Raw genomic sequence first — 24,196 nt, 5'->3', positions numbered from 1 at the left:
GAATACTGGCGGCGGGACGGTGCTGACATCCGAATCTCCTACTACTGCTGGGCACGCTGGTCGGGGCTGGTGAGCCCGTCCAGCACGATGGTCAGGTACTGCTTGGCGAGGTTGTCCACGGTGATCCGGCCGCCGGGCTGGTACCAGCGCACCGACACCCACACGGTGTCGCGCAGGAACCGGTAGGCCAGTTCGATGTCCATCTCCGGGCGGAAGCTGCCGTCGGCGACGCCCTTGGCGAGCACCTGGTGCCAGAGCTCGCGGAACTCCTTGTTGTATTCGGCGATGTAGTCGAATCGCGGAGTGCCACTGAGGCGTTTGGCCTCGGCCTGGTAGATGGCCACGGCGGCGTGGAACTGGTCGAAGGATTCGTAGGACGCGGTGACCAGGGCCTCGAGGGTGTCGCGCGCGGGCACGCCGGCGGACACGATCTCGCGGTAGCGCCCGAAGAGATCGTCGAGGAACCCGCGCAGGATTTCGTCCACCATGGCTTCTTTGGAATCGAAGTGGTGGTACAGACTCCCGGATAGAATCCCCGCCGCGTCGGCAATATCGCGCACCGTGGTCGCGCGCAGGCCGCGCTCCGCGAATAGGTTCGCGGCGAGGCCGAGCAGCTCGGTGCGACGTGCCGATTTGGAGGGGTCAGGTTGGGTCACCCCGTCAATATACAACCAAGCATTTGCTTGGTCCAGGGCAGTGTCCTATTGCGCCGCCTCCGGCGTCGCGGGGCCACGGCCCTGTTACCTCGGTCTTCCCTCCTCCGCTCCTCCGCTTCGCTCCCCCGCTCCGTCAGTCCAGACCGAGGCGGGCCGTAGCCCGTGAGTGCTGCATCACCTAGTTGGTTGGCGATCAGCGCATCGAGAAGCGCAGTGGCGAGGACACCGACAGATCGGCCAGCAGCCGGTCACAGATGATGACCGGCGAGATGCCCGCCCGGGCCATTCGCGCCACCAGCGCCAATCGGCGCTCCGGACTGTCCCATTCGACCGTGAGCGGATCCCGGCCCGGCCCGGCGTCCACCGTGGCCATCACGCGCGGCGGGGCGCCACCCCGCGCGGGTTCCTCGATGAGCTTCAGGACCATTCCCCGCTGCCACGCGCGATAGGTCTCCATATCCGCGCCCAGCACCAATTTGTCTGTGGCAGCGCACAATCCCTGGGCGATGCCGTCCACGAAGGCGACCTGGTCGTAGCGCAGGCGGCGGCAGGTGCGCACCACCTCCAGCAGATCGGCCCGCACCTCGCACAGCAGGGCCGTTCGTTTTCGGCGGCGCTGATCGGCCTCGCTGTCCAGGTGCCCGGCGGCCCGGGACAAGCCGAGGCGGCGGGCGCGCTCCCGATCGCGAATCATGTCCTGCCGCAACGCGGCGCGCGGATCACGCGACACGTCGGATTCGTCCACGGCGTGTTGTTCGAGGATCTGCGCCGCCCGCATGGCGGTGGCGCACTCCGAGTCGTGCTCGAGTAATTCCGCGCCCAAAGTCAGTGCGGCCAGAACGACATTGTCGAGCCTGCGGCGCGCCAAGACGACCTCGCGCACCAGCTCGAGTTCCATTTCCGCGTGGGCTTCAGGAGCTGCTTGTTGACGGCGATCCGGACCCATGGGTCGTGCCCTTCGACTAGCGGTACCGGCCTAAACCAGGATTGCACAACGACAGGGTCGGCGCGCCAGCCATTTATTTCTCGGGCGAAAACGGACACTGCCGCACCCCCGGAGGGAACGCGGCAGTGAGAAAAGCTGCGACCGCACGCCACAGCATTTCGTATCGACCGAACGCACTAATTCGGCCGAACCGAATCGAATTACGCCCGCTGGCTCGAAATGGAGACGACCTCACCGGTCAGGTAGGTGGTGTAGTCGCTGGCGAGCATGGCGATGGTGGCGGCCACCTCCCACGGCTCGGCGGCGCGGCCGAAGGCCTCACCCGCGGCCAGGCGGTCGAGCAGATCGCCCGAGGTGACCTTGTCCAGGAAGGCGTGGCGGGCGATGGACGGGGCCACCGCGTTGATCCGCACGCCGTACTCGGCGGCCTCGACGGCCGAGCAGCGGGTCAGCGCCATCACGCCGGCCTTGGCGGCGGCGTAGTGGGCCTGGCCGTGCTGGGCACGCCAGCCGAGCACCGAGGCGTTGTTCACGACGACACCGCCGTGGCCGGCCTCGCGGAAGTACTTCAGCACCGCGCGGGTGGCGCGGAAGGTGCCGTTGAGGGTGATGTCGAGGACCTTGTCCCACTGCTCGTCGGTCATGTCGACGACCGGGACCTCGCCGCCGAGACCGGCGTTGTTGACCATCACGTCGATGCGGCCGAACGCGGCAACGGCGCCCGCGATCAGGGCGTCGACCTGCTCGGTGGAGCTGACATCGCAGGGCACCGAAGCGACCCGGCGGTCCGGGAATTCGGCCTGCAGCGCCTCTTCGGTCTCCTTCAGGCGACGCTCGTGCCAGTCGGAGACGACCACGTCCGCGCCCTCGGAGAGCAGGCGGCGCGCGGTGGCCGAACCGATGCCGGTGCCCGCGGCGGCGGTGACGACCGCGATCTTGCCCGCGAGCAGGTTGTGGCCGGGGGTGATTTCGGGGGCGGTGGACAGGTCGGTCACGGTCGAGCCTCTCGGGGAAGTCCGAGCACGCGCTCGGAGATGATATTGCGCTGCACTTCGTTCGAACCGCCGTAGATGGTGTCCGCGCGAGTGAAGAGGAACATGCGCTGCCAGGCGTTCAGGTCATCGCCCTCGCCGTCCGCGATCAGGCCGGGCGCGCCGAGCACGTCCATGGCCAGCTCACCGAGGTCGCGGTGCCAATTAGCCCACAGCAGCTTGGTGACCGACGCCTGACCGGCGGCGGTACGAGCATCCACCGACGCCCCGTCGTGGCCGGATTCCAGGGTGCGCAGCACGTGCGCGCGCAGCACCCGCAGGCCGACCCACGCCTTGTCGAGGCGATCGGCGATGACCGGGTTCTCGATGGCGCCGTTCTCCTTGGCCACGGCCTCCAGATCGGCAAGCTCCCGCGCGTAGCGGATCTGCTGGCCTACCGTGGAGATGCCGCGCTCGAAGGTGAGCGTGCCCATCGCGACCTTCCAGCCGTCGCCGGGCTGCCCGACCACCAGATCGGCGGCGGTGCGGGCGTTCTCGAAGAAGACCTCGTTGAATTCCGCGGTCCCGGTGAGCTGGATGATGGGCCGCACCTCGACGCCCGGCTGCTTCATGGGCACGAGCAGATAGGACAGGCCGTGATGGCGGGTCGAGCCCTTCTCGGTCCGGGCGACCACGAAGCACCAGTCCGACAGATGCGCGAGCGAGGTCCACACCTTCTGACCGTTGATGACCCACTCGTCGCCCTCGAGCTGGGCGGAGGTGGTGACGGCGGCCAGGTCCGAACCGGCGCCCGGCTCCGAATAGCCCTGGCACCACAGTTCGGTGACGTTACGGATGCCCGGCAGGAAGCGCTGCTTCTGCTCTTCGGTGCCGAAGGCGAGGACGGTGGGGCCGAGCAGTTCCTCACCCAGGTGCGAGACCCGGGCCGGGGCGTCGGCCTTGGCGTATTCCTCGTGGAAGATGACCTGCTGGCGCAGGGTGGCGTCGCGGCCGCCCCACTCCTTGGGCCAGCCCAGGCAGGTGAGGCCGGCGGCGGCGAGGGCGCGGTCCCACTCGAGCCGCTCCTCGAAAGCCTCGTGCTCGCGCCCGGGACCACCCAGACCGCGCAGCTCGCGGAACTGGCCGTTCAGGTTCTCGGCCAGCCATTCACGCACCTCAGCACGGAATTCGGCGTCCTCGGGGGGCTCAATCCCGCTGGCCGGTTCGGGGGTCTGGATCATGCTCACGTCGGTAGAGTAACCTACCAAGCACTTGCTTTGTTAGACCCATTCCCGGACAGCGAGGAAGCCCTGTGACATCTCCTCCGCAGACCACGCCACTTGCTCTGCACGCGGCCGCGCACGCCTACGGTGACGCGCCCGCCGTGGCAGACGGCGCCGTGCGCCTGAGCTGGTCGCAACTGCTGGACTCGGTCCGTGAGACCGCCCGCGCGCTCATGGCCCGCGGCATCCAGCGCGGCGACCGCATCGGCATCTGGGCGCCCAACACCCACCACTGGGTGAGCGCGGTGCTGGCCACCCACTACGTGGGCGCGACCATCGTGCCGCTGAACACCCGGTACGTGGCCGACGAGGCGGCGGACACGCTGTCGCGGGTGCACGCCAAGGCGCTGTTCATCGCGGGTGAATTCCTCGGCCGCGACCGGCTGGCCGAATTGCGCGCGCACGCACCGGAACTGGGCATCGAGACGGTCGTCGTCATCCCGGTCGAGGGCGAAGCGCCCGTCGAGAACGCCATCGCCTGGTCCGACCTGGGCAAGGTGGCCGAGACCGTGAGCCTCGACGAGGTCGTCGCACGCGCCGAATCGGTCTCGCCGGACGACCTGTCCGACATCCTGTTCACCTCCGGTACCACCGGCCGCAGCAAGGGAGCGCTCATCGCGCACCGGCAGCTGCTGACCAGTGCCCGCGCGTGGGCCGACTGCGCGACCCTGAACAGCGACGACCGCTATCTGGTGGTGCCGCCGTTCTTCCACAGCTTCGGCTACAAGGCGGGCATCATCACCTGCCTGGCCACCGGCGCGACCATCGTGCCGCAGGCCGTCTTCGACGTGCCCGAGACCATGCGGTTGATCAGCGCCGAGCGCATCACCGTGCTCACCGGTCCGCCCACCATTCACCAGACCATCCTCGATCACCCCGAGCGGGACGGGGCGGATCTGTCCAGCCTGCGCGTCGCGGTCACCGGTGCGGCCACGGTGCCGGTCGTGCTCATCGAAAGACTGCGCTCGGAGCTGACTTTCGACGTGGTGCTGACCGCCTACGGCCAGACCGAGTCCGGCGGCTTCGGCACCATGTGCCGGCCCGAGGACTCCAGCGAGACCATCGCCAACACCTGCGGCCGCACCATCGACGGCTTCGAGATGAAGCTGGCCGACAACGGCGAGCTGCTGCTGCGCAGCGACCAGGTGATGCGCGGCTACCTCGACGACCCGCAGGCCACCGCCGCCACCATCGACCCGGACGGCTGGCTGCACACCGGCGATGTCGCCGTCATCGACGAGCGCGGCTACATGAAGGTCACCGACCGGCTCAAGGACATGTACATCTCCGGCGGCTTCAATGTGTATCCCGCCGAGGTGGAACAGGCCATGGCCCGCATCGAGGGTGTCGCCGAGACCGCGGTCATCGGCGTGCCGGACGAGCGTATGGGCGAGGTCGGCAAGGTGTACGTGGTGCGCCGGGCCGGGTCGGAGCTGACCGCCGAGGACGTGATCGCGAAGGCCAAGACCATGCTGGCCAACTTCAAGGTGCCGCGGTTCGTGGAATTCCGCGACGCGCTGCCCTACAACGCCGCAGGCAAGGTGCTGAAGCGCAACCTACGTGATGAGGAGAAGGCGTGAGCCAGGAATTGGGGCCCATCCCCGATGAGGGCGAAGTCGTCCTCTACGAGAAGCGCGGCCCGATCGCGGTCGTCACGCTGAACCGGCCGGACTTCCGCAATGCGCAGAACTCGGTCATGACCTACGCCCTCGACGCCGCCTTCACCAAGGCCGTCGAGGACGCCGAGGTCAAGGTGATCGTCTTGGCCGGCGCCGGAAAGCATTTCAGCGCCGGGCACGATATCGGCACGCAGGGCCGCGACCACCACATCTCCTACGAGAACCAGGCCGTCATGTGGTGGGACCACGTGGACCGGCCGGGCGGCGATCAGCGGTTCGCGCGCGAGTCCGAGGTGTACCTGGGCATGTGCCGGCGTTGGCGGGAGATCCCCAAGCCGACCATCGCCATGGTGCAGGGCGCGTGCATCGCCGGTGCTCTCATGCTGGCGTGGGCCTGCGACATGATCGTGGCCTCCGAGGACGCGTTCTTCTCCGATCCGGTGGTCCGCATGGGCATTCCGGGCGTCGAGTACTTCGCGCACCCGTGGGTGCTGGGACCTCGCCGCGCCAAGGAGGTGCTGTTCACCGGTGAGCGCTTCACCGCGGCACAGGCTTACGAGTGGGGCATGCTGAATCGCGTTGTCCCGCGCGAGGAGCTGGAGGCGCAGACCATCGCGCTCGCCGAGAAGATCGCGGAGATGCCGCAGTTCGGGCTGGCGCTCACCAAGAAGGCCGTCAACCAGTGTGAGGACCTGATGGGGATGCGCGCCGGCATGGATTCCGTGTTCGGCCTGCATCACTTCGCGCACGCCCACAATGCCGAGGTCGGCCAGGGCTCATTGGGCGGTATGGACGCGAAGTCCATGAAAGCGGCCGCGGCCACGGCGAGCCGTGCATCGGACACTACGAACGACGGGGCAAAGTAAGTGGATCTCGAATTCGACAGCAAGACCGAGGAATTCCGCGCCGAGGTGCGCGACTTCCTGGCGGCGAACATGCCCGCCGCTCCCCTGCCGTCCATGGACACCAAGGCGGGTTTCGAGCTGCACCGCGAGTGGGAGGCCAAGCTGGCCGACGCCCGCCTGTCGTGTGTGGCCTGGCCCGCCGAGTACGGCGGCCGTGACGCCTCGCTGACCGAATGGGTCATCTTCGAGGAGGAGTACTACGCCGCGGGCGCGCCCGGTCGCGTCTCGCAGAACGGCATCTTCCTGCTCGCGCCGACCCTGTTCGAGCACGGCTCCCCCGAGCAGCTGGCCCGCATCCTGCCGAGAATGGCGCGCGCGGACGACATCTGGGCGCAGGCCTGGTCCGAGCCGGAGGCCGGTTCCGACCTGGCCGGTATCCGCTCCACCGCCAAGCGCACCGAGGGCGGCTGGATCCTCAACGGCCAGAAGACCTGGAGCTCGCGGGCCTCGTTCGCGGACTGGGGTTTCGGCCTGTTCCGCAGTGACCCGGAGGCGCAGCGCCACAAGGGCCTCACCTACCTGATGTTCCCGCTCACCGCGGACGGCGTCACGGTGCGGCCGATTCCGCAGCTGGACGGCGAGCCGGGCTTCGCGGAGATCTTCCTGGACAACGTGTTCGTGCCCGATCAGGACGTGATCGGTGAGGCGAACAACGGCTGGAAGGTCGCGATGGCGACCTCCAGCAACGAGCGCGGTCTGTCGCTGCGCGCGCCGGGCCGGTTCAACGCCACCGCCCGCAAGCTGATCGAGCTGTGGAAGGACTCGGCCGCCGAGTCCGACACCGCCGCCGCCGACCGCGTGGTCGACGCGTGGGTGGGCGCGGAGGCGTACCGCCTCAACACCTGGGCCACCGTGACCCGCCTGGCCGACGGTGGCCAGCTGGGCGCGGAGTCCTCGGTGAACAAGGTGTTCTGGTCGGATCTGGACATCGCCATGCACGAGACCGCGCTCGACCTGCACGGCGCGGCCGCGGAGCAGGAGTCGGCCTGGACCGACGGTTACCTGTTCTCGCTGGCGGGCCCGATCTACGCCGGCACCAACGAGATCCAGCGCAACATCATCGCCGAACGCCTGCTCGGCCTGCCGCGATAGCCACAGGGAGGACGACGACATGCGATTCGCATTGACCGCAGAACAGAACGATTTCGCCGCCAGCCTGCGCAAGATGGGCGAGGCCGCCAAGACTCCCGGCCTGGTCCGGGCGTGGGGTGAGGGCGAGGCCGCCGCCGGGCGCACGCTGATCGGCCAGCTGGCCGAGGCGGGCGCGCTGGGGCTGACCATTTCCGAGGACAACGGCGGCTTCGGCGCCGGCCCGGTCGAGATGATCGTGGCCTTCACCGAGATCGGCCGGGCCGCCGTGCCGGGTCCGCTGGTGGAGACCGCCGCCGCGATTCCCGCACTGCTGCAGGCGCTTCCGGACTCGGCGCTCGCCGCCGAGCAGCTGCCGGAGCTGGCCGAGGGCGCGAAGCTGGGCACCCTCGCGGTGACCGCGTCGGCCGGCGCCAACGCGGGCCGCTCCGCGGGTTCGGCGCTGGCGCTGGACGCCGATGTCGCCGACCTGGTGCTGATCGCCGAGGGCGACCGCATCGCGGTGGGCGCCGCCGGTGACCTGGTGACGTCGGTGGACGCCGCGCGCCGCCTGTTCACCGTGGCCGCGGGCGAGACCCTCGCCGAGGGCGAAGGCGTCAGCGAGGCAATCGATCTCGCCTTCGACACCGCCGCGCTGGCCGCCGCCGCGCAGCTGCTCGGCGCGGGCCGGGCCATGCTGGACACCAGTGTCGAGTACGTGAAGCAGCGCCAGCAGTTCGGTACCCCGATCGGCCGCAACCAGGCGATCAAGCACCACCTGGCCAATGCCCACATCGGCCTGGAGATGGCGCTGCCGCTGCTCTACCGGGCCGCCCTGACCCTGGAGTCGGGCGCGGACGCGCAGACCCGTGGTCGCGACATCTCCGCGGCCAAGCTGGCCTGCGGCGAGGCGGCGTACCAGACCGCGCGCATCGCGCTGCAGGTGCACGGCGCGATCGGCTACACCGCCGAATGCGATCTGTCGCTGTGGCTGACCAAGGTCACCGCCCTGCGTTCGGCCTGGGGCACCCCGGCCGAGCACCGCGCCCGCATCGCCGCCGCCCTGCGCGCCGGCAACGTGGCATGAGCACCTTTTACCCGTTGGGAGCGAACGCATGAGCCTCACTGCCGAACAGCAGGAACTCGTCACCACCGTGCGCGCGGTGCTGACCAAGCACGGCGACAGCGCGGCCATGCGGCGCGGGCTGGAGTCCGACCGCGGCTACGACGAACAGCTGTGGAAGCTGCTGTGCGAACAGGTCGGCGTCGCGGCCCTGGCCATTCCGGAGGAATTCGGCGGCATCGGGGTCGGCTTGGTCGAATCCCTGCTGGTGGTCGAGGAACTCGGCCGCACGCTGTCCGCGCCGCCGATGCTCGGCTCGGCCGTGCTGGGTGTGCAGGCGCTGCTGCTGGCCGGGAACACCGAGGCCAACGAGCGGCTGCTGCCCGAGGTCGCCGAGGGCGCGCGGACGCTGGCGCTGTGCTGGGCCGGGGTGTCCGGCTGGGACTCCTTCGGAGTCCAGGCCACCGGTGAAACCCTGTCCGGCTCCGCGCATTACGTGCTCGACGGCGCGTTCGCGGACACCCTGCTGGTGCTCACCGCCGACGGCCTGTTCGAGGTCGCGGCGGACGCGGCGGGTGTCACCCGCACCGTCGTGGTCACCCAGGACCCGACCCGCAAGCTGGCCCGCGTCGACTTCGACGCGGTCGCGGCCGCGCCGCTGGGGCAGCTGGACGTCACCCGCCTGCGCGAGATCTCCTGGGCCGCAATGGTCGCCGAGCAGATCGGCGCGGCCGAGCAGTGCCTCGACATGACCGTCGAGTACTCGAAGTCGCGGGTGCAGTTCGGTCGCCCGATCGGCAGCTTCCAGGCCCTCAAGCACCGCATGGCCGACATGTACGTGCTGGTGGAATCGGCTCGCTCGCTGGGCTACCTGGCGATCGCCGGCCTCGCCGAGGGCGCGGTCGACCCGATCGACATCCAGGCCGCCCGCCTGCACGCCATCGACACCTTCAACCAGGTGGTGTCCGAGACCGTGCAGATGCACGGCGGCATCGCCATCACCTGGGAGCACGACGCGCACCTGTTCTTCAAGCGCGCTCACGCCGACGCCCAGCTCTTCGGCACTCCCGCGCGTCCGCTGGCCCGCCCGGCCTAGCGGCGAAGTTCTCCGGGAAGCGGCCCGTGCGCAGTTCGCTGCGCACGGGCCGTTCGTGTTGTGCGGCATCTCACCCGACCAAACATCGTTAGCCTATGTAAATACATAGTTAGCTTATGCAACAATCTAGGGGTGCAGCCGAGACAGGCAACCGAGCCCACCCCGGACGACACCGGGGACCGGCTGGTCGACATCGTCGTCGCCACCACCCGGCTCAACCGCCTGGCCGGAGTTCTCGGCGGCATCGATGTTCCGCACGCCGTCATGCGGGCCCTCGGGACCCTCGACGAGTACGGCCCCCTGCGGATCAGCGAGTTCGCTCGCATCGACCGATGCTCGCAACCATCAGCAACGGCGCTGATCGGACGGCTGACCGAGGCCGGTCTCGCCACGCGGACCAAGGATCCCGACGACTCCAGAGCCGTGGTCGTCGAGCTCACCTCCGCGGGACGAGACCGGCTCGCCGCCGCACGCGACCAGCTCGGAAACTCCCTCGCCGCACGGCTTCCCGACCTCGACCCCGCCCTGCTCACCCGCCTGAGCCGGGACCTGGACGAGCTCGCCGCAGCCTTCAAGGCCGCCGGAGCCTGAACCCGGCACCTCGCAACTCGAACGAAAGCAGCCGCGACTCACCATCATTCGTAGATGAGGACTCTCCCGTGACCACCAGCGCCCCGATCACCAGGCCCGCCTTCCCCGCCGCCCTCGGCCCCGACAACGCCGCGGTATCCAAACCCGGACAACCCAAATCGGTATGGGCCGTCGCTTTCGCCTCGGTCATCGCGTTCATGGGCATCGGCCTGGTCGATCCGATCCTGAAGCCGATCGGCGAGCAGCTGCACGCCTCACCGTCCCAGGTGACGCTGCTGTTCACCAGCTACATGCTGGTCACGGGCGTGGCCATGCTGATCACCGGAGTCGTCTCCAGCCGCTTCGGCGCCAAGAAGACACTGCTGGCGGGCCTGAGCATCATCGTCGTCTTCGCCGCTCTCGCAGGCAGTTCCGGCACGGTCGGGCAGATCGTCGGCTTCCGCGCGGGCTGGGGTCTGGGCAACGCGCTGTTCATCGCCACCGCGCTGGCCACCATCGTGGGCGCGGCCTCCGGCGGCGTCGCCCGCGCCATCGTCCTCTACGAGGCGGCGCTGGGCATCGGTATCGCGGCGGGCCCCCTGGTGGGCGGGTTCCTCGGCCACTTCAGCTGGCGCGCACCGTTCTTCGGCGTCTCGGCGCTGATGGCCATCGCCTTCATCGCCCTGGTCGTGCTGCTGCCCGAGTCGCCGAAACCGGCGCACCCCACCTCGATCACCGCCCCGTTCAAGGCCCTCACCTTCCCCGGGCTGCTGCTGGTGAGCGTGACCGCCCTGCTCTACAACTACGGCTTCTTCACGCTCCTCGCCTACACCCCCTTCCCGCTGAACATGGGTACCTATTCGATCGGCTTCATCTTCTTCGGCTGGGGCCTGCTACTCGCCCTGTCCTCGGTGGTCATCGCCCCGAAACTGCAGCGCCGCTTCGGAACCGTGCCCATGATGGCCCTCGCGCTGTCCCTCTTCGCGGCGGATCTGGCCGTCATGGCCGTATTCACCGACCACAAGCCGGTGCTCGTCATCGGCACGGTCCTCTCCGGCCTGTTCCTCGGCGTCAACAACACCCTGATCACCGAGGCCGTCATGGAGGCCGCCCCCGTCGAACGCTCCACCGCCTCCGCCGCCTACAGCTTCGTCCGCTTCGCCGGCGGCGCCGCCGCCCCCTACCTCGCGGGCAAACTCGGCGAACACCAGGCCTCCCTCCCCTTCTGGGTAGGCGCCGCCTGCACCGCCGCCGCCGTAGCCGTCCTCTACTCCGGCCGAAAGCTCCTGTCCCACATGGACGATCACGCCCCCGCCACCCACACTCCCGCCGAGGACCAAGCCATCACCCTCGGCGACGACTGATCGCCCACCGTTCGCGGACCGCACCCACAGGGTGCGGTCCGTATTCGATTCCACCCCGTACCATCCGGCTCATGAACCAACCCATGCCGCCGCCGGGGCAGTACCCGTACCCGCAGCAAGGTCAGTCCCAGCCCGCGTACCCGCAGCAGGGCCAGCAGCCGTACCCGCCGCAGGGCCAAGCGCCCTACCCGCAGCAGGGTCAGCCGCAGCAGCCTCCGGCCCCGCAATTCCCGATCCTGGTCTCGACCATGAACGATGTGCCGGGCCAGGAGATCGTCCAGGTGATCGGCGAGGTCGCGGGCCTGACCGTACGCAGCCGCGGCCTGGGCGCGAACTTCGCGGCCGGGTTCCGGGCGTTGGGCGGCGGCGAGATTCACGAGTACACGCAGCTGCTGTACCAGTCGCGGCACGAGGCGATCATGCGAATGTGTCAACACGCCATGGCTTATGGCGCGAACGCCGTCATCGCCATGCGCTTCGACTGCAACGAGATCGCCAACACCATGAGCGAGGTCGCCGCCTACGGCACCGCGGTCGTGGTCAAGCCCGTCGAGAAGTAGTTCGTCCGGTCAGTGGTGGAGCACCTCGACCTCGCGGACCGGCGGCTTGCGGCCGAACCTGGCGCGCAAGGGGTAGGCGGCCATGACCACCAGGAGGCTGACGGTGGAGGCGATCAGCTGGTTGCGTTGGTCGGGGTTGCGGGCCATGGCCACGAAGACGGCGAAGAGGGCGATGATGACGGCCCAGCTCAGGTAGGGGTAGCCCCACATGCGGTAGGTGAGGGCGGCGGGGTCTTCGCGGCGGAGGCGGGCGCGCAGGCGTAGCTGGGAAAACATGATCGCCACGTAGACGAAGGCCAGGACCACGCCGATGGAGTTCACCAGGAAGGTGAAGACCTTGTCTGGGGAGATGTAGGAGGCGATGACCGCGGCCCAGGCGGCGACCGTGCCGAGCAGGACGGCTCGGGCGGGGACGCCGCGCTTGTTGAGCTTCACCAGGGCGGCGGGGGCGTCGCCGTCGCGGGTGAGGACGTAGAGCATGCGGGAGGAGACGTAGATGGCCGAGTTCAGCACCGACAGCACCGCGGTCAGGATGACGACCTGCATGATGGTGCCCGCGGCGGGGATGCCGATGTGGTCGAGGGCGCTGACGAAGGGGCTCTGCAGCACCTTGGCGTCGTTCCACGGCAGGATCGTCACCACCAGGAAGATCGAGGCCACGTAGAACAGGCCGACCCGCCACAGCACCGAGTTGGTGGCGCGGGTGACCGCCTTGGCGGGTTCGGTGGTCTCGGCGGCCGCCACCGTGACGATCTCGGTGCCGCCGAACGCGAACATCACCACCACGATCGCCGAGAAGATGCCGGTGACCCCGTTGGGTGCGAAACCGCCGTGCCCGGTGAGGTTCGCGAATCCGGCCTCCGACCCGGGCCACAGGCCGAAGATCCAGGCCAGGCCGACGGCCAGGAAGCCGACGATCGCCACCACCTTGATCGAGGCGAACCAGAATTCGAATTCGCCGAACGACTTCACCGACAGCAGGTTGACCGCGGTCATGATGACCAGCAGCCCGGCCGACAGCATCCACTGGTCCAGGTCGATCCAGGCGCCCAGGATGGCCGCGCCGGCCACCGCCTCGGCGCCGACCAGGATGACGTAGAGGTACCAGTACAGCCAGCCGACGGTGAACCCGGCGAACGGTCCCATGGCCAGGCGCGCGTACTCGCCCATCGACCCGGCGACCGGGCGGGCGACCACCATTTCCCCGAGTGCCCGCAGCACGCACAGCACCACCAGCCCGGCGGCGGCGTAGGAGAGCACGGCCGCGGGTCCCGCGGTCCGGATGACCGAGCCGCTGCCGACGAACAGGCCGGCGCCGATCGCGCCGCCGATGCCGATCATGGTCATGTGCCGACGTCGGAGCCCGGTTCGCAGGCCCTGCGGCGGCTCGGGTGTTGCGCCGGTCTCCGATACCTTCGCGCCGACCGGTTCCGACATCTGACCGCCACCTTCATGTGTTGCCCATAAATTGCCAGACCACCCTATCGGGCCTGGTCAGCCGGGGAAAATCGCCTCCGCGACCCTCGGTTCGGGCAATCGGCCGGGGCGGTGAATCCGCTTCGCCGCCAGCCGTTTCCATGGCGGGCGTACCGTCGGACGGTATGACCGAGACTCAGCGCGGCCGAGTACGCGTCGAACCGAGCTCCAAGCGAGTACGCGCCTACCTCGGCGGTCAACTCGCCGCGGATACCGTCCATCCGACCCTGGTGTGGGAATCCCCGCACTACCCCACCTACTACCTGCCCGTCGCCGACCTGCGGGCGAAGCTGGAACCGAACGGCAATACCCGCCCCTCCCCCAGCCGCGGGCCGGGCACCGAGTTCGATGTGGTGGCCGACGGCGTCGTCGCGGCGGGCGCGGCCGTACGCCACCTCGACTCCCCGATCCCGGAACTGCGCGACCTGGTGAAACTCGATTTCCAGGCGATGACGGAGTGGTTCGAGGAGGACGAGCCGATCTACGTGCACCCGCGCGACCCCTACACCCGGGTGGACATCCTCGGCAGCTCGCGGCACGTCCGTGTGGAGTTGAACGGTGTGGTGCTGGCCGACTCGCACAGCCCGCGCATCCTGTTCGAGACCGGGCTGCCGGCGCGCTACTACCTGCCGCTCACCGATCTCCGCCTGGACCTGCTGACGCCGTCGGACACCGAGACGCACTGCCCGTACAAGGGCACCGCCGAATACCGGTCGGTCCTGCTGGGTACGGAGGAATTCCGGGACCTGGTCTGGATCTACCGCACCCCGCTCCCGGAAAGCCAGAAGATAGCCGGAATGGCGTGCTTCTACAACGAGAAGGTCGACATCTGGATCGACGGCGAACTCCAGGCCCGCCCGCACTCCCCGTTCAGCTGAAACCCTCAGTCCCCCAGGATCTCCGACACCAGCCGCGGTAGCGCGACCCCGATCGGGTCGCGCACGATCTCGGCGGCGTACTCGTCGTACGGGGTCGGTTCGGCGTTCACCACGACCAGGTCCGCGCCCGCGTCCACCGCCACCGCGCACATCGAGGCCGCAGGCTCGACCTGGAGCGAACTGCCCACGGCCAGAAAGATTTCCGCCGTCTCCGCGATCTGCACCGCCGCACGAATCGCATCGGTGTCCAGGTGCTGCCCGAACATGATGGTGGCGGCCTTGAGAATCCCGCCGCACTCCGGGCAGGCGGGGTCCGGTTCCCCGGCCGCGACCCGTTCCAGTGTGGCGGCCATGGAATCGGTGAATTCGCAGTCGATGCAGACGACTTCGAACATGTTGCCGTGGATCTCCACCACCGAGTCCGAACCGGCCCGCTGATGCAGCCGATCGATGTTCTGCGTGATGATCCCGACCTGCCGGGCCGTCGCCAGCCGCGCCAGCGCCAGGTGGGCGTCGTTCGGTGTCGCCGTCCAGGCCGGATTGTCGCGCCGCGCCAGCCAGGCCCGCTGCCGCAACTCCGGATCGGCCACGTAGTTCTGGTAGGTGGAGAGCAGTTCCGCGATCGGATCCTCGGTCCAGACTCCGCGCGGTCCACGGAAATCCGGAATCCCGGATTCGGTGGAGATGCCCGCGCCAGTCAGTACCCCGATCGGCCCCTTGCGTGCACGCCAGTCCGTCACGCTGCCAGCCTATGCCGACCCGCCGCCTCCCCGCTTCCGGTTTACCGGCCGTTCGAGGCGCGGCCACCCCAGGCCCGGTCCTGCGGCCTCAGACCGCGACGGCTTCCAGCGGCTCCTCGGCACGCCGGTATTGCCCTGGAGCCAGCCCGTATTCGCGCTTGAAGGCCTTGGCGAACGCGAATTCCGACTGGTAGCCGACCTTGCGGGCGACACCCGCCAACGGGGTGTCGCTCTCGCGCAGCAGCCGGGCGGCGGTGAGCATGCGCCAGCGGGTGAGGTAGGCCAGCGGCGGTTCGCCCACGGTGGCGGTGAAGCGGCGGGCCAGGGTGGCGCGGGAGACTCCGGCCAGCGCGCTGAGCTCGGGCACGGTCCAGGCCCGGTCCGGCGCGTCGTGAATGGCGTGCAGGGCGGCCGCGACCGCCGGGTCGCCGAACACGCCCGCCCAGCCGGTCCGGTCGTCGCCCTGCTCGTCGAACCAGGCGCGCAGCAGGAACAGCAGCAGCGTGTCGAGCAGCGCCGGAATGGCGGCATCGGCCCCCGGACGGGGTTCGGCGATCTCCCCCGCGAGCAGATCCACTGCGGCGCGCAGGGCCGGGTGCCGGCCGGGACGGGCTGGGAGATGGATGAATTCGGGTAGTTCGTCGAGGAGCGGGTGGCTGCGGCGGCGGCCCAGCTCGTAGGCCCCGCACACCAGGGCGGTGCGCACGCCCGGCCCGGGGATCTCGCGCGGCTCCCCGGGTGCGGCGACCTCGGTGATCGGACTGCCGAGCGTATCGACGATGTCGTGATCGGCGCCGCGCGGCATGAACAGCACATCCCCGGCGCCCAGGGCGATGGGTTCCCCGCCCGGTGCCAGCACCCAGCACGAACCTTGCAGCACCACATGGAAACTCGCGCCCGGCACGCGCGGATACCGGCGGCCCCAGGGCGCGTGCCGGACGAACAATCCCGATCCGGGATTGCCGGTGCGAATGGCGGCGATGGTCTCGCTGAGGATGTCCACGCTACGACCGTATCACTCGCCATCTGAGCGTTATAGACATTCTAATGAGCATTACAGCCATTAATTCACTCACCAGTGCCGAATACTGTTTGGTTCATGACGAACACGGACCGCACCCCCGCCATCGCCCTCTACGGCGCCACCGGCCACACCGGCGGGTACATCCTCGCCGAGCTGCGCCGCCGCGGTCTCACCCCGATCCTGGTGGGCCGCAATGCCGAACGCCTGCGCGCCGCCGCCGACGCGGCCGGATTGCCCGACGCCGAGATCCGGATCGCGGACCTCGACGATCACGCCGCCCTGGTCGCCGCCTTCACCGGCGCGGACGTGGTGATCAGCAGCCTGGTCGCCTTCGTCGACCTCGGCGGCGCGGTGCTGGCCGCGGCCATCGAGGCGGGCGCGCACTACACCGACACCTCCGGCGAGCAGCAGTTCCTGCGCCGGGTGCTGGACGAGTACGGGCCGCGGGCCGAAAAGGCCGGGGTCACGGTGATCTCCGGGGTCACCGACAACAACCTGGCCGCCGACCTGCTGGCCGATCTGACCGTGCCCCGGCTGGCCGGCCCGGTCGAATTGGTGGTCACCCACCGCAGCCGCAGCGGCGGCAATGGCTCCAAGGGCAGCGCGAAAACCGTACTGGCCAACCTGGATTGGTTCCGGAACGGCGGCTGGCACTACGAGACCGGCGAGCTGCGCACCGGCGCGGCCGCGCGGCATCGGGAACTGACGTTCCCCGGCGACACCGCCCCGACCGCCGTGACCAAGTCCCCGCAGTCGGCGGTGCTCACCATTCCGCGCCACACCGACGTGACCTACGTGGCGGGCGCGATCGAACTGGCGTATCACGCGAACCTGAGCGGATTCACTTCCGACGCACTGGATCTCATTCCGGACGCCCCCGACTCGGATCTGCGCTACGACGTGATCGTCGACGCCTTCGGCCCGGCCGGCGCCCGCGCGCAGGCCGTGGCCAGCGGCGGTGATTCCTACCGAGATTCGGCACTGCTCACCGTCGAGGTTGCCACCCGGCTCGCCGCGGGCGGCACCCGGGCGGGCGCGCTCGCCCCGGCCGAGGCCTTCGATGCCGCGGAGTTCCTGGACGCGCTCGCGCCGCACGGCATCACCTGGAGCATCGCCCTACAGTGAATCGATGAGCGACGACCGCCCGGCACTGGCCGCAGAGTTGGACCTTCAGCCGCACCCCGAGGGCGGCTGGTATCGCGAAACCTGGCGCAGCGAGGTGGAATTCACCCCGCCGGACTATCCGGGCCCGCGCGCGAGCGCGACCGCGATCTACTTCCTGCTGCTGCCGGGTGAGCGGTCCGCGCCGCACACGGTGACCTCGGACGAGATCTGGTTCTGGCATCGGGGCGGGCCCCTGCTGCTGAACATCGGCGGCGAGGAGGTCGTCCTCGGGCCCGACGCGGAGCGGGGGCAGCGCCCGCAGGCGGTGGTTCCCGGCGGCGTCAGCCAGGCCGCCCGTCCGGCGGGAGACGACTACGCGCTGGTGAGTTGTGTCGTCGCGCCCGGATTCGACTTCGCCGACTTCCGGCTCGACTGAACGGATTTCCCCCTCGACGCACTGTGCCCGCCGCGCTGTGGCGCGGCGGGCACGAGTAGCAGCGACCCGGTAGGTCGATCGACGTCAGCGGTCGATCTCGAGAATTCCCTCGGCGACCGCGTGGTCGATGGTCTTCTCGAGGTTCGGGCAGGAGTCCGGCTTCCCGGTGGTGGGACCGGCCTCGGCCAGCTTGCGGAAGACCGGGCAGTGGGTGGCCGGGTCGGCCGTCCACTGCACCGTCTTCTGGTTGTGGCTGTGCTTGCGCACGAGCACCTCGGTACCGCAGGACTGGCACGCGATCGGCGTCAGTCCGGCCTCCATGTAGTGCTCTTTGTCGACGACCGTCTGGGCGCGCACCTGCGCTCGCTGTTCCGGCCGGTCCGCGAAATCGGGTGCCTTCGCCCAGGTGGTCATCAGGCGTTCGCCTCCTGCGCGGCGGCCTCGGCCTCCGCCTTCTTGCGCAGGTTCTCCTCGACCTCGAGACCCCACTGCTCATTGGCCTTGGAGGTGTCGATCTCGAATTCGAAGCGCTGCGTCATCTTCGGGTCGATGTCGGCGACATCGACGTAGAACTGCTCGTACCAGCGGCGCAGCTGGTAGACCGGGCCGTCTTCCTCGGTCAGCAGCGGGTTGTCGATCTTGGACTTGTGCTTCCAGATCTCGACGTCCTGCAGGAAGCCCTCGGACACGCCCTCGGTCATCTTGGCGGCGAACATCTCCGCCTGCGCCTCGGGCAGACCCTTCGGCTTCTCCAGCGACACGCCCCACTGCAGCATGAACGAGTCCTGCGAGACCGGGTAGTGGCAGTTGATGAGGACCGTCTTGACCTCGAAGCCGCTGTAGATGTTGAGCAGCGGGTTGATCATGTACGACGGGCCGAAGTAGGACGCCTCGGACTTGAGCAGCACGTCGATGCCATTCTTGGCCGCGTTGCCGATGTCGGGGCGGGCCTTGGTCTCGAGGTACTGCGTGGCGACGTGCCCTTCGAGGACGTTCTTGAAGTACGTCGGGAAGGCGTAGTGGATATAGAAGAAGTGCGCCATATCCACGACGTTGTCGATGATCTCGCGGCAGTTGGAGCCCTCGATCAGCAGCGAGTGCCAGGTCCAGTCGGTCCAGCCCTCGTTGAGGGTGTCCGAGCCGGTGCCGTCGGCGTTGGTGAAGGGACCCTCGATGTAAGGGATCGTCACCTCGTCGGTGGGCTGGTTGCCCTCGTGGTCGTGCCACACGTACAGCTGGCCGTTGCGCTCGAGCGTGGTCCACGCGCGGGTGCGGGCCAGCGGGGGCACGCGCCGGGCATACGGGATGCCGGTGCACTTGCCGTCGCCGCCCCAGCGCCAGTCGTGGAACGGGCACGCGATGGAGTCGCCCTTGACCTCACCCATGGAGAGGTCGCCGCCGAGGTGCCGGCAATAGGAGTCCAGTACCTTCAGCTCGTCCTTGCTGTTCATGAAAACGACCAGCTTGGTGCCGAAGATATTGACCGAGTGCGGCTTGCCGTCGCGGAAGTCCTTGGCAAGGCCCAAGCAGTGCCAGCCCCGGGCGAAGCGGGTGGGCGCGCTGCCCACATCGATCTCGCGGACCTTTCCGCGGGGCCCTTGGGGGGTTGTCGCCATTTCCTGATCCTCCTGTGGATGTACTAGAACACGTTACAAAATCGGCTGGCCGTTTGCCAGCGATAGGAGCAACTACCAGGATGGGGGCGCTCTGAGCTGGGCGTGAACCGCGTTCTCGACAGGAATAAGAACGTGTTCTACTCTCAGGGGCAAACGAAGACCGCTTCCGGTCTCAGCACCAGGCAGGAGCAACTGGCGAGATGACGCAAGAAGTAGTTGAGCGGGTAGAGGCGCTGCTGCCGACCCTGCGTGAACGCGCCCAGGAGACCGAGGATCTGCGCCGCCTTCCGGACCAGACCGTCAAGGATCTGCAGGCGACCGGCTTCTTCAAGCTCGTGCAGCCCAAGCAGTGGGGCGGCTACGCCGCGGATCCGGTGATCTTCTACGACACCGTCCGCAAGCTCGCGAGCGCGTGTGGTTCCACCGGCTGGTGTGCCGGCATCCTCGGCATCCACAACTGGCACCTGGCCCTGTTCGACCAGAAGGCCCAGGAAGAGGTCTGGGGCAACGACACCGAGGTCCGGATCTCCTCCTCCTACGCCCCGATGGGCGCGGGTGTGGTGACCGAGGACGGCTCGGGCTACACCGTCAACGGTTCGTGGGCCTGGTCCTCGGGTTCCGATCACGCCGACTGGGTCTTCGTCGGTGGTCCGGTCATCAAGAACGGCAAGCCGGTCGACTTCGGCTCGTTCCTGATCCCCCGCAGCGAGTACGTCGTCAACGACGTGTGGCACGTCGTCGGCCTGCGCGGCACCGGCTCCAACACCGTTGTGGTCAAGGATGTCTTCGTCCCCAAGCACCGCTTCCTGAGCATGCGGACCATGGGCGAACTGAAGTCGCCCGGCCTGGAGCAGAACACCGACCCGCTGTACAAGATGCCGTGGGGCAGCATCCACCCCGCCACCATCACCGCGCCGATCATCGGCATGGGCTACGGCGCCTACGAGGCTCACGTCGAGCACCAGGGCAAGCGCGTGCGCGCCGCCTTCGCCGGCGAGAACGCCAAGGACGACCCGTTCGCCAAGGTCCGCATCGCCGAGGCCGCCAGTGACATCGACGCCGCCTGGCGTCAGCTGTCGGGCAACATCGCCGACGAGTACGCGTGCATCGTGGCGGGCAAGGACGTCCCGTTCGAGATGCGTGCCGCCGCCCGCCGCGACCAGGTGCGCGCCACCGGCCGCGTGATCGCCTCCGTCGACCGCCTCTTCGAGGCCGCCGGCGCCACCGCCCTGGTGGAAGGCACTCCGCTGCAGCGCTTCTGGCGTGACGCCCACGCCGGCCGCGTGCACGCCTCGCAGGATCCCGAGCGCGCCTACGTCATGTACGGCACCCACGCGTTCGGCCTGCCGGTCACCGACGGAATGGTGTAATCCGTGACCGCCGTAGAGGAAATCACCTACGAGTCCACCTCGCGCTTCGCGCAGGTGCGTCCGGATCTGAAGCTGCACTACCACGAGGCGGGCGTCGGCAACGGCCCCACCATCGTGCTGCTGCACGGCGGCGGTCCGGGCGCGAGCTCCTGGTCGAACTTCGCCAAGAACATTCCGGTGCTGGCCAAGGACTTCCACGTCCTCGCCGTCGACCAGCCCGGTTTCGGCCAGTCCGACAAGCCGACCGAGCACCCGCAGTACTTCGTGCACTCGTCCTCGGCGCTGAAGGACCTGCTCGACACCCTCGGCATCACCGATCGCGTGCACCTGCTGGGCAATTCGCTCGGCGGCGGCGCGGCCACCCGCTTCGCGCTGGACTACCCGGACCGCGCCGGCAAGCTGGTGCTGATGGGCCCCGGTGGCCTGTCCACCAACCTGTTCGCGCCGGACCCCACCGAGGGCGTCAAGCTGCTGTCCAAGTTCAACTTCGAACCCACGAAGGAGAACCTGGAGGCGTTCCTGCGGATCATGGTCTTCGACCAGAAGCTGATCACGCCGGAACTCGTCGAGGAGCGTTTCGCCTCGGCCTCGCAGCCGGAATCGCTGGCCGCCACCCGCGCGATGGGCAAGTCCTTCGCCGGCGCCGACTTCGCCAAGGGCATGATCTGGCGGGACGCGTTCAAGCTGCGTCAGCCGGTGCTGATGATCTGGGGCCGCGAGGACCGCGTGAACCCGATCGACGGCGCGCTCGTGGCTCTGAAGATGGTGCCGCGCGTGCAGCTGCACGTGTTCGGCGGCTGCGGCCACTGGGCGCAGCTGGAGAAGTTCGACGAGTTCAACCGCCTGGCAACCGACTTCCTGCTCGGCGTCAAGGAGAAGTGACCATGAGTATCAAGGCACTCGGGTACATGCGCATCGAGGCCACCGACATGGCGGCCTGGCGCGAGTACGGCCTCAAGGTGCTCGGCATGATGGAGGGCAGCGGGCTCAACCCCGACGCGCTCTACCTGCGCATGGACGACTTCGCCGCCCGCCTGATCATCGTGCCCGGCGAGCAGGACCGGCTGCTGGTCTCCGGCTGGGAGGTCACCGACGCCAAGGGCCTGCAGGAGCTGCGCGAGAGCCTGGACAAGGCCGGGGTCTCCTACACCGAGGGCACCAAGGAAGAACTCGGTGAGCGTCGCGTCGAGGGCATGATCCGATTCCTGGATCCGTCCGGCAACACGCTGGAGGCGTTCTACGGTGCCCAGTACCTGGGCCGCCGGTTCGTCAGCCCGTACGGCCACAAGTTCGTGACCGCCGAGCAGGGTCTGGGCCACGTGGTCCTCACCTGCACCGACGACGCTGCGGCACAGGCGTTCTACCAGGACGTGCTGGGCTTCCGGCTGCGTGACTCCATGCGTCTGCCCCCGCAGATGGTGGGCCGTCCCGCCGACGGCGACCCGGCCTGGCTGCGCTTCTACGGCTGCAACCCGCGCCACCACGCACTGGCGTTCCTGCCGCTGCCCAACCCGACCGGGATCGTGCACCTCATGGTCGAGGTGGAGAACTCCGACGACGTCGGCCTCTGCCTGGATCGCGCGAACCGCAAGAAGGTCAAGATGTCGGCCACCCTGGGTCGCCACATCAACGACAAGATGCTCTCCTTCTACATGAAGACGCCGGGCGGATTCGACATCGAATTCGGCTGTGAGGGACTCGAAGTCGACGACCACTCGTGGATCGCCCGCGAATCCACCGCGGTCAGCCTGTGGGGCCACGACTTCACCGTCGGTTTCAAGTAGCGAGCACGGACTAGGGGCGGCAGAACATTGACCGAGGCTGAATTGACCAAGGAAGCGACCATCGACGCGCCCGTCATCGACGGCCGTCAGTTCCGGAATGTGCTGGGGCAGTTCTGCACCGGCATCACCGTCATCACCACCTTCGAGGGTGAGGGCGAGGAGAAGGCGCCGATCGGCTTCGCCTGCCAGTCCTTCGCCGCCCTGTCCCTCGATCCGCCGCTGGTGCTGTTCTGCCCCACCAAGGAGTCCCGCTCCTGGAAGGCGATCGAACGCAACGGCTCTTTCGCCGTGAACATGCTGGCCGAGGAGCAACAGCCGGTGTGCGCCCGCTTCGGTTCCCGCGAACCCGACAAGTTCGCCGGAATCGACTGGCACACCTCGGAACTGGACCTCCCGGTTTTGGACGGCGCGTTGGCCACGATCCAGTGCACTGTGGACAACGTGCTCGACGGCGGCGATCACTACATCGTGATCGGCCGGGTACAGGCCCTGTCGGAGTCCACCGACTCCGGCAGGCCGCTGCTCTTCTACCGCGGCCAGTACACGGCCATCGAACCGGAGAAGACGACCCCCGCCCCCTGGCGCGCGGACCTCGAACACTTCCTCACGACCACCACTCTCGATACGTGGTTGTAAGTCGGGTTCCTCCAGAACCCTGGCGATAGAAAAGTGCCCCTGTGGATTTCATCCACAGGGGCCTTTCTTGTTGAGGACGGTTGTGGATAACTCTCAGGCGGCGGCTCGGGCCTGGCGGCGATACTGCCCCGGAGCGAGACCGTATTCGCGCTTGAACGCCTTCCCGAACGCGAATTCCGAGCTGTAACCCGCTCGGGCCGCGACCTTTTCGATGGCCAGATCGTCCTCGCGGAGCAGGCGGGCCGCGGTCGTCAGCCGCCAGCGGGTCAGATACGCCAGCGGCGGTTCGCCGACCATGGCGTTGAACCGGCGGGCGAAGGCGGCGCGGGACAGGCCCGCGTGGTCGGCGAGGGATTGGACGGTCCAGGGTGCGGCCGGGTCGCCGTGCATGGCGTCCAGGGCCGGGGCGACAGCCGGATCCCGCAGCGCCGCGGCCCAGCCCGTGGCTTCGGCCCGCGGCTGGTCCTCGACCCAGGCCCGCAGGATGTACAGCAACAGCGAATCGATGAGCGCCGGCACGATGCCGTGCGAACCGATGCGCGGATTGTCCAGCTCCGCCCGCAGCAGCTGAACGGCCGCGGCCAATTCCGGATAACGGTCGGGCCGGGCGGGCAGGTGGATCACCTCGGGCAGCTGCCGCAGCAGCGGATGCGGCCGCTGCCCGTCCAGGTGATAGTTGCCGCAGAGCAGGCTGGCGGCCGGCCCGTCGCCGCCGAGCCGGAGCGCGCCGACCGGCGGGCAGGTGATGAACTGCTCGGGGCGGGGAATCTCGGGATCGGTGTCGGGATGGTCGGCGAGCACGTGACCGGCCCCGTCACGCACGAAGACCACATCGCCCGAGCCCAGCTCGATCGGCCGCGTGCCGTTGTCGAACGGGTAGAACCAGCAGGTGCCGTGCAGCACCACGTGGAATCCCGCGCCGACCGTGGGCGGCAACCGCATCGCCCACGGCGCGTGGCCGTCGGTCCGCACCGAGTGCGGGGCGCCGGTCCGCATCGAGGCCAGCGCCTCACTCAGCACATCCATCGCCG

General features: G+C 68.7%; 25 protein-coding genes. 15 read left to right on the top strand and 10 right to left on the bottom strand.

Going from position 1 to position 24,196, the window contains the following annotated elements; genetic code table 11:
• Window positions 1-41: 41 nt before the first annotated feature.
• The 4 genes from ACYVKL_RS23270 to ACYVKL_RS23255 form a co-directional block, all read right to left on the bottom strand.
• Window positions 42-656 (bottom strand): TetR/AcrR family transcriptional regulator, encoded by a 615-nt coding sequence (locus ACYVKL_RS23270; RefSeq protein WP_213558295.1) that lies wholly within the window; start codon window positions 654-656, stop codon window positions 42-44.
• A gap of 193 nt (window positions 657-849) precedes the next feature.
• The gene (locus tag ACYVKL_RS23265) at window positions 850-1,554 is read right to left on the bottom strand and encodes a hypothetical protein (RefSeq protein ID WP_379167991.1); all 705 of its coding nucleotides are present in this window, start codon (window positions 1,552-1,554) and stop codon (window positions 850-852) included.
• Between the two features lie 248 nt (window positions 1,555-1,802).
• Entirely contained in the window at window positions 1,803-2,597 is a 795-nt protein-coding gene (locus ACYVKL_RS23260) for an SDR family oxidoreductase (protein WP_213558297.1), read from the bottom strand.
• Window positions 2,594-3,814, bottom strand: coding sequence for an acyl-CoA dehydrogenase family protein (locus tag ACYVKL_RS23255; protein WP_213560678.1), 1,221 nt, complete (start codon window positions 3,812-3,814; stop codon window positions 2,594-2,596). The genes ACYVKL_RS23260 and ACYVKL_RS23255 overlap by 4 nt, the downstream gene beginning before the upstream one ends.
• Before the next feature lie 71 nt (window positions 3,815-3,885).
• Here ACYVKL_RS23255 and ACYVKL_RS23250 point away from each other — a divergent pair, with 71 nt between their 5' ends.
• From ACYVKL_RS23250 to ACYVKL_RS23215, 8 genes are all read left to right on the top strand, one after another.
• Window positions 3,886-5,436 (top strand): FadD3 family acyl-CoA ligase, encoded by a 1,551-nt coding sequence (locus tag ACYVKL_RS23250; RefSeq protein WP_357198634.1) that lies wholly within the window; start codon window positions 3,886-3,888, stop codon window positions 5,434-5,436.
• Complete coding sequence (locus ACYVKL_RS23245; protein WP_357198637.1) at window positions 5,433-6,341, top strand: enoyl-CoA hydratase; 909 nt, start codon at window positions 5,433-5,435, stop codon at window positions 6,339-6,341. Before ACYVKL_RS23250 ends, ACYVKL_RS23245 begins: the two co-directional genes overlap by 4 nt.
• Window positions 6,342-7,472 (top strand): acyl-CoA dehydrogenase family protein, encoded by a 1,131-nt coding sequence (locus tag ACYVKL_RS23240; RefSeq protein WP_213558299.1) that lies wholly within the window; start codon window positions 6,342-6,344, stop codon window positions 7,470-7,472. It abuts the gene before it with no gap.
• A 19-nt stretch (window positions 7,473-7,491) separates the two neighbouring features.
• Window positions 7,492-8,535 (top strand): acyl-CoA dehydrogenase family protein, encoded by a 1,044-nt coding sequence (locus ACYVKL_RS23235; protein ID WP_379167988.1) that lies wholly within the window; start codon window positions 7,492-7,494, stop codon window positions 8,533-8,535.
• A 28-nt stretch (window positions 8,536-8,563) separates the two neighbouring features.
• A complete protein-coding gene (locus ACYVKL_RS23230; protein ID WP_379167986.1) occupies window positions 8,564-9,607 on the top strand; it encodes an acyl-CoA dehydrogenase family protein in 1,044 nt (347 codons plus the stop codon).
• Between the two features lie 132 nt (window positions 9,608-9,739).
• Window positions 9,740-10,198 (top strand): MarR family winged helix-turn-helix transcriptional regulator, encoded by a 459-nt coding sequence (locus tag ACYVKL_RS23225; RefSeq protein ID WP_379167985.1) that lies wholly within the window; start codon window positions 9,740-9,742, stop codon window positions 10,196-10,198.
• A gap of 68 nt (window positions 10,199-10,266) precedes the next feature.
• Entirely contained in the window at window positions 10,267-11,541 is a 1,275-nt protein-coding gene (locus ACYVKL_RS23220) for an MFS transporter (RefSeq protein ID WP_379167983.1), read from the top strand.
• 71 nt (window positions 11,542-11,612) lie between these two features.
• Window positions 11,613-12,101 (top strand): YbjQ family protein, encoded by a 489-nt coding sequence (locus tag ACYVKL_RS23215; protein WP_379167982.1) that lies wholly within the window; start codon window positions 11,613-11,615, stop codon window positions 12,099-12,101.
• Window positions 12,102-12,110: 9 nt separating this feature from the next.
• Here ACYVKL_RS23215 and ACYVKL_RS23210 read toward each other — a convergent pair whose 3' ends face one another.
• Entirely contained in the window at window positions 12,111-13,538 is a 1,428-nt protein-coding gene (locus tag ACYVKL_RS23210) for an amino acid permease (RefSeq protein WP_379167980.1), read from the bottom strand.
• A 164-nt stretch (window positions 13,539-13,702) separates the two neighbouring features.
• On the opposite strand from ACYVKL_RS23210, the gene ACYVKL_RS23205 reads away from it, so the two are divergent.
• Complete coding sequence (locus ACYVKL_RS23205) at window positions 13,703-14,455, top strand: DUF427 domain-containing protein (RefSeq protein ID WP_379167978.1); 753 nt, start codon at window positions 13,703-13,705, stop codon at window positions 14,453-14,455.
• Window positions 14,456-14,460: 5 nt separating this feature from the next.
• On the opposite strand, the gene ACYVKL_RS23200 is transcribed toward ACYVKL_RS23205, so the two are convergent.
• Together ACYVKL_RS23200 and ACYVKL_RS23195 are read right to left on the bottom strand one after the other, a co-directional pair.
• Entirely contained in the window at window positions 14,461-15,195 is a 735-nt protein-coding gene (locus ACYVKL_RS23200; RefSeq protein ID WP_379167976.1) for an SIR2 family NAD-dependent protein deacylase, read from the bottom strand.
• Window positions 15,196-15,283: 88 nt separating this feature from the next.
• Complete coding sequence (locus ACYVKL_RS23195) at window positions 15,284-16,198, bottom strand: AraC family transcriptional regulator (RefSeq protein ID WP_379167974.1); 915 nt, start codon at window positions 16,196-16,198, stop codon at window positions 15,284-15,286.
• Between the two features lie 96 nt (window positions 16,199-16,294).
• Here ACYVKL_RS23195 and ACYVKL_RS23190 point away from each other — a divergent pair, with 96 nt between their 5' ends.
• Together ACYVKL_RS23190 and ACYVKL_RS23185 are read left to right on the top strand one after the other, a co-directional pair.
• On the top strand, window positions 16,295-17,344 hold the full coding sequence (locus ACYVKL_RS23190; RefSeq protein ID WP_379167972.1) for a saccharopine dehydrogenase NADP-binding domain-containing protein: 1,050 nt from the start codon (window positions 16,295-16,297) through the stop codon (window positions 17,342-17,344).
• 4 nt (window positions 17,345-17,348) lie between these two features.
• On the top strand, window positions 17,349-17,759 hold the full coding sequence (locus ACYVKL_RS23185) for a cupin domain-containing protein (protein ID WP_379167970.1): 411 nt from the start codon (window positions 17,349-17,351) through the stop codon (window positions 17,757-17,759).
• An 84-nt stretch (window positions 17,760-17,843) separates the two neighbouring features.
• Here ACYVKL_RS23185 and ACYVKL_RS23180 read toward each other — a convergent pair whose 3' ends face one another.
• Together ACYVKL_RS23180 and ACYVKL_RS23175 are read right to left on the bottom strand one after the other, a co-directional pair.
• A complete protein-coding gene (locus ACYVKL_RS23180; RefSeq protein ID WP_213558308.1) occupies window positions 17,844-18,173 on the bottom strand; it encodes a hypothetical protein in 330 nt (109 codons plus the stop codon).
• Window positions 18,173-19,375 (bottom strand): 3-ketosteroid-9-alpha-monooxygenase, oxygenase component, encoded by a 1,203-nt coding sequence (locus ACYVKL_RS23175; protein WP_357198667.1) that lies wholly within the window; start codon window positions 19,373-19,375, stop codon window positions 18,173-18,175. The genes ACYVKL_RS23180 and ACYVKL_RS23175 overlap by 1 nt, the downstream gene beginning before the upstream one ends.
• Before the next feature lie 200 nt (window positions 19,376-19,575).
• Here ACYVKL_RS23175 and hsaA point away from each other — a divergent pair, with 200 nt between their 5' ends.
• The 4 genes from hsaA to hsaB are packed head-to-tail and all read left to right on the top strand — an operon-like array spanning window position 19,576 to window position 23,165.
• On the top strand, window positions 19,576-20,745 hold the full coding sequence (hsaA, locus tag ACYVKL_RS23170) for a 3-hydroxy-9,10-secoandrosta-1,3,5(10)-triene-9,17-dione monooxygenase oxygenase subunit (protein WP_213558310.1): 1,170 nt from the start codon (window positions 19,576-19,578) through the stop codon (window positions 20,743-20,745).
• A 3-nt stretch (window positions 20,746-20,748) separates the two neighbouring features.
• Complete coding sequence (gene hsaD / locus ACYVKL_RS23165) at window positions 20,749-21,627, top strand: 4,5:9,10-diseco-3-hydroxy-5,9,17-trioxoandrosta-1(10),2-diene-4-oate hydrolase (RefSeq protein WP_357198673.1); 879 nt, start codon at window positions 20,749-20,751, stop codon at window positions 21,625-21,627.
• 2 nt (window positions 21,628-21,629) lie between these two features.
• Window positions 21,630-22,529: an iron-dependent extradiol dioxygenase HsaC gene (hsaC, locus tag ACYVKL_RS23160; RefSeq protein WP_379339979.1), complete on the top strand. Its 900-nt coding sequence runs from the start codon at window positions 21,630-21,632 to the stop codon at window positions 22,527-22,529.
• 27 nt (window positions 22,530-22,556) lie between these two features.
• Window positions 22,557-23,165, top strand: coding sequence for a 3-hydroxy-9,10-secoandrosta-1,3,5(10)-triene-9,17-dione monooxygenase reductase subunit (gene hsaB / locus ACYVKL_RS23155; protein WP_281423507.1), 609 nt, complete (start codon window positions 22,557-22,559; stop codon window positions 23,163-23,165).
• A gap of 93 nt (window positions 23,166-23,258) precedes the next feature.
• Here hsaB and ACYVKL_RS23150 read toward each other — a convergent pair whose 3' ends face one another.
• Complete coding sequence (locus tag ACYVKL_RS23150; protein WP_379174308.1) at window positions 23,259-24,191, bottom strand: AraC family transcriptional regulator; 933 nt, start codon at window positions 24,189-24,191, stop codon at window positions 23,259-23,261.
• Between the last annotated feature and the right edge of the window lie 5 nt (window positions 24,192-24,196).

The organism is Nocardia tengchongensis, from assembly GCF_054781395.1.
Note: the sequence above shows the minus strand (reverse complement) of the source record. Positions and strands in the feature narration are given on the sequence as shown.

Coding starts and splice junctions, on each gene's coding strand:
- ACYVKL_RS23235 (WP_379167988.1), top strand. CDS start 7,492: ATGCGATTCGCATTGACCGCAGAACAGAACGATTTCGCCGCCAGCCTG.
- ACYVKL_RS23215 (WP_379167982.1), top strand. CDS start 11,613: ATGAACCAACCCATGCCGCCGCCGGGGCAGTACCCGTACCCGCAGCAA.
- ACYVKL_RS23150 (WP_379174308.1), bottom strand. CDS start 24,191: ATGGATGTGCTGAGTGAGGCGCTGGCCTCGATGCGGACCGGCGCCCCG.
- ACYVKL_RS23180 (WP_213558308.1), bottom strand. CDS start 18,173: ATGACCACCTGGGCGAAGGCACCCGATTTCGCGGACCGGCCGGAACAG.
- ACYVKL_RS23175 (WP_357198667.1), bottom strand. CDS start 19,375: ATGGCGACAACCCCCCAAGGGCCCCGCGGAAAGGTCCGCGAGATCGAT.
- hsaC (WP_379339979.1), top strand. CDS start 21,630: ATGAGTATCAAGGCACTCGGGTACATGCGCATCGAGGCCACCGACATG.
- ACYVKL_RS23185 (WP_379167970.1), top strand. CDS start 17,349: ATGAGCGACGACCGCCCGGCACTGGCCGCAGAGTTGGACCTTCAGCCG.
- ACYVKL_RS23265 (WP_379167991.1), bottom strand. CDS start 1,554: ATGGAACTCGAGCTGGTGCGCGAGGTCGTCTTGGCGCGCCGCAGGCTC.
- ACYVKL_RS23255 (WP_213560678.1), bottom strand. CDS start 3,814: ATGATCCAGACCCCCGAACCGGCCAGCGGGATTGAGCCCCCCGAGGAC.
- ACYVKL_RS23205 (WP_379167978.1), top strand. CDS start 13,703: ATGACCGAGACTCAGCGCGGCCGAGTACGCGTCGAACCGAGCTCCAAG.
- ACYVKL_RS23210 (WP_379167980.1), bottom strand. CDS start 13,538: ATGTCGGAACCGGTCGGCGCGAAGGTATCGGAGACCGGCGCAACACCC.
- ACYVKL_RS23230 (WP_379167986.1), top strand. CDS start 8,564: ATGAGCCTCACTGCCGAACAGCAGGAACTCGTCACCACCGTGCGCGCG.
- ACYVKL_RS23190 (WP_379167972.1), top strand. CDS start 16,295: ATGACGAACACGGACCGCACCCCCGCCATCGCCCTCTACGGCGCCACC.
- hsaA (WP_213558310.1), top strand. CDS start 19,576: ATGACGCAAGAAGTAGTTGAGCGGGTAGAGGCGCTGCTGCCGACCCTG.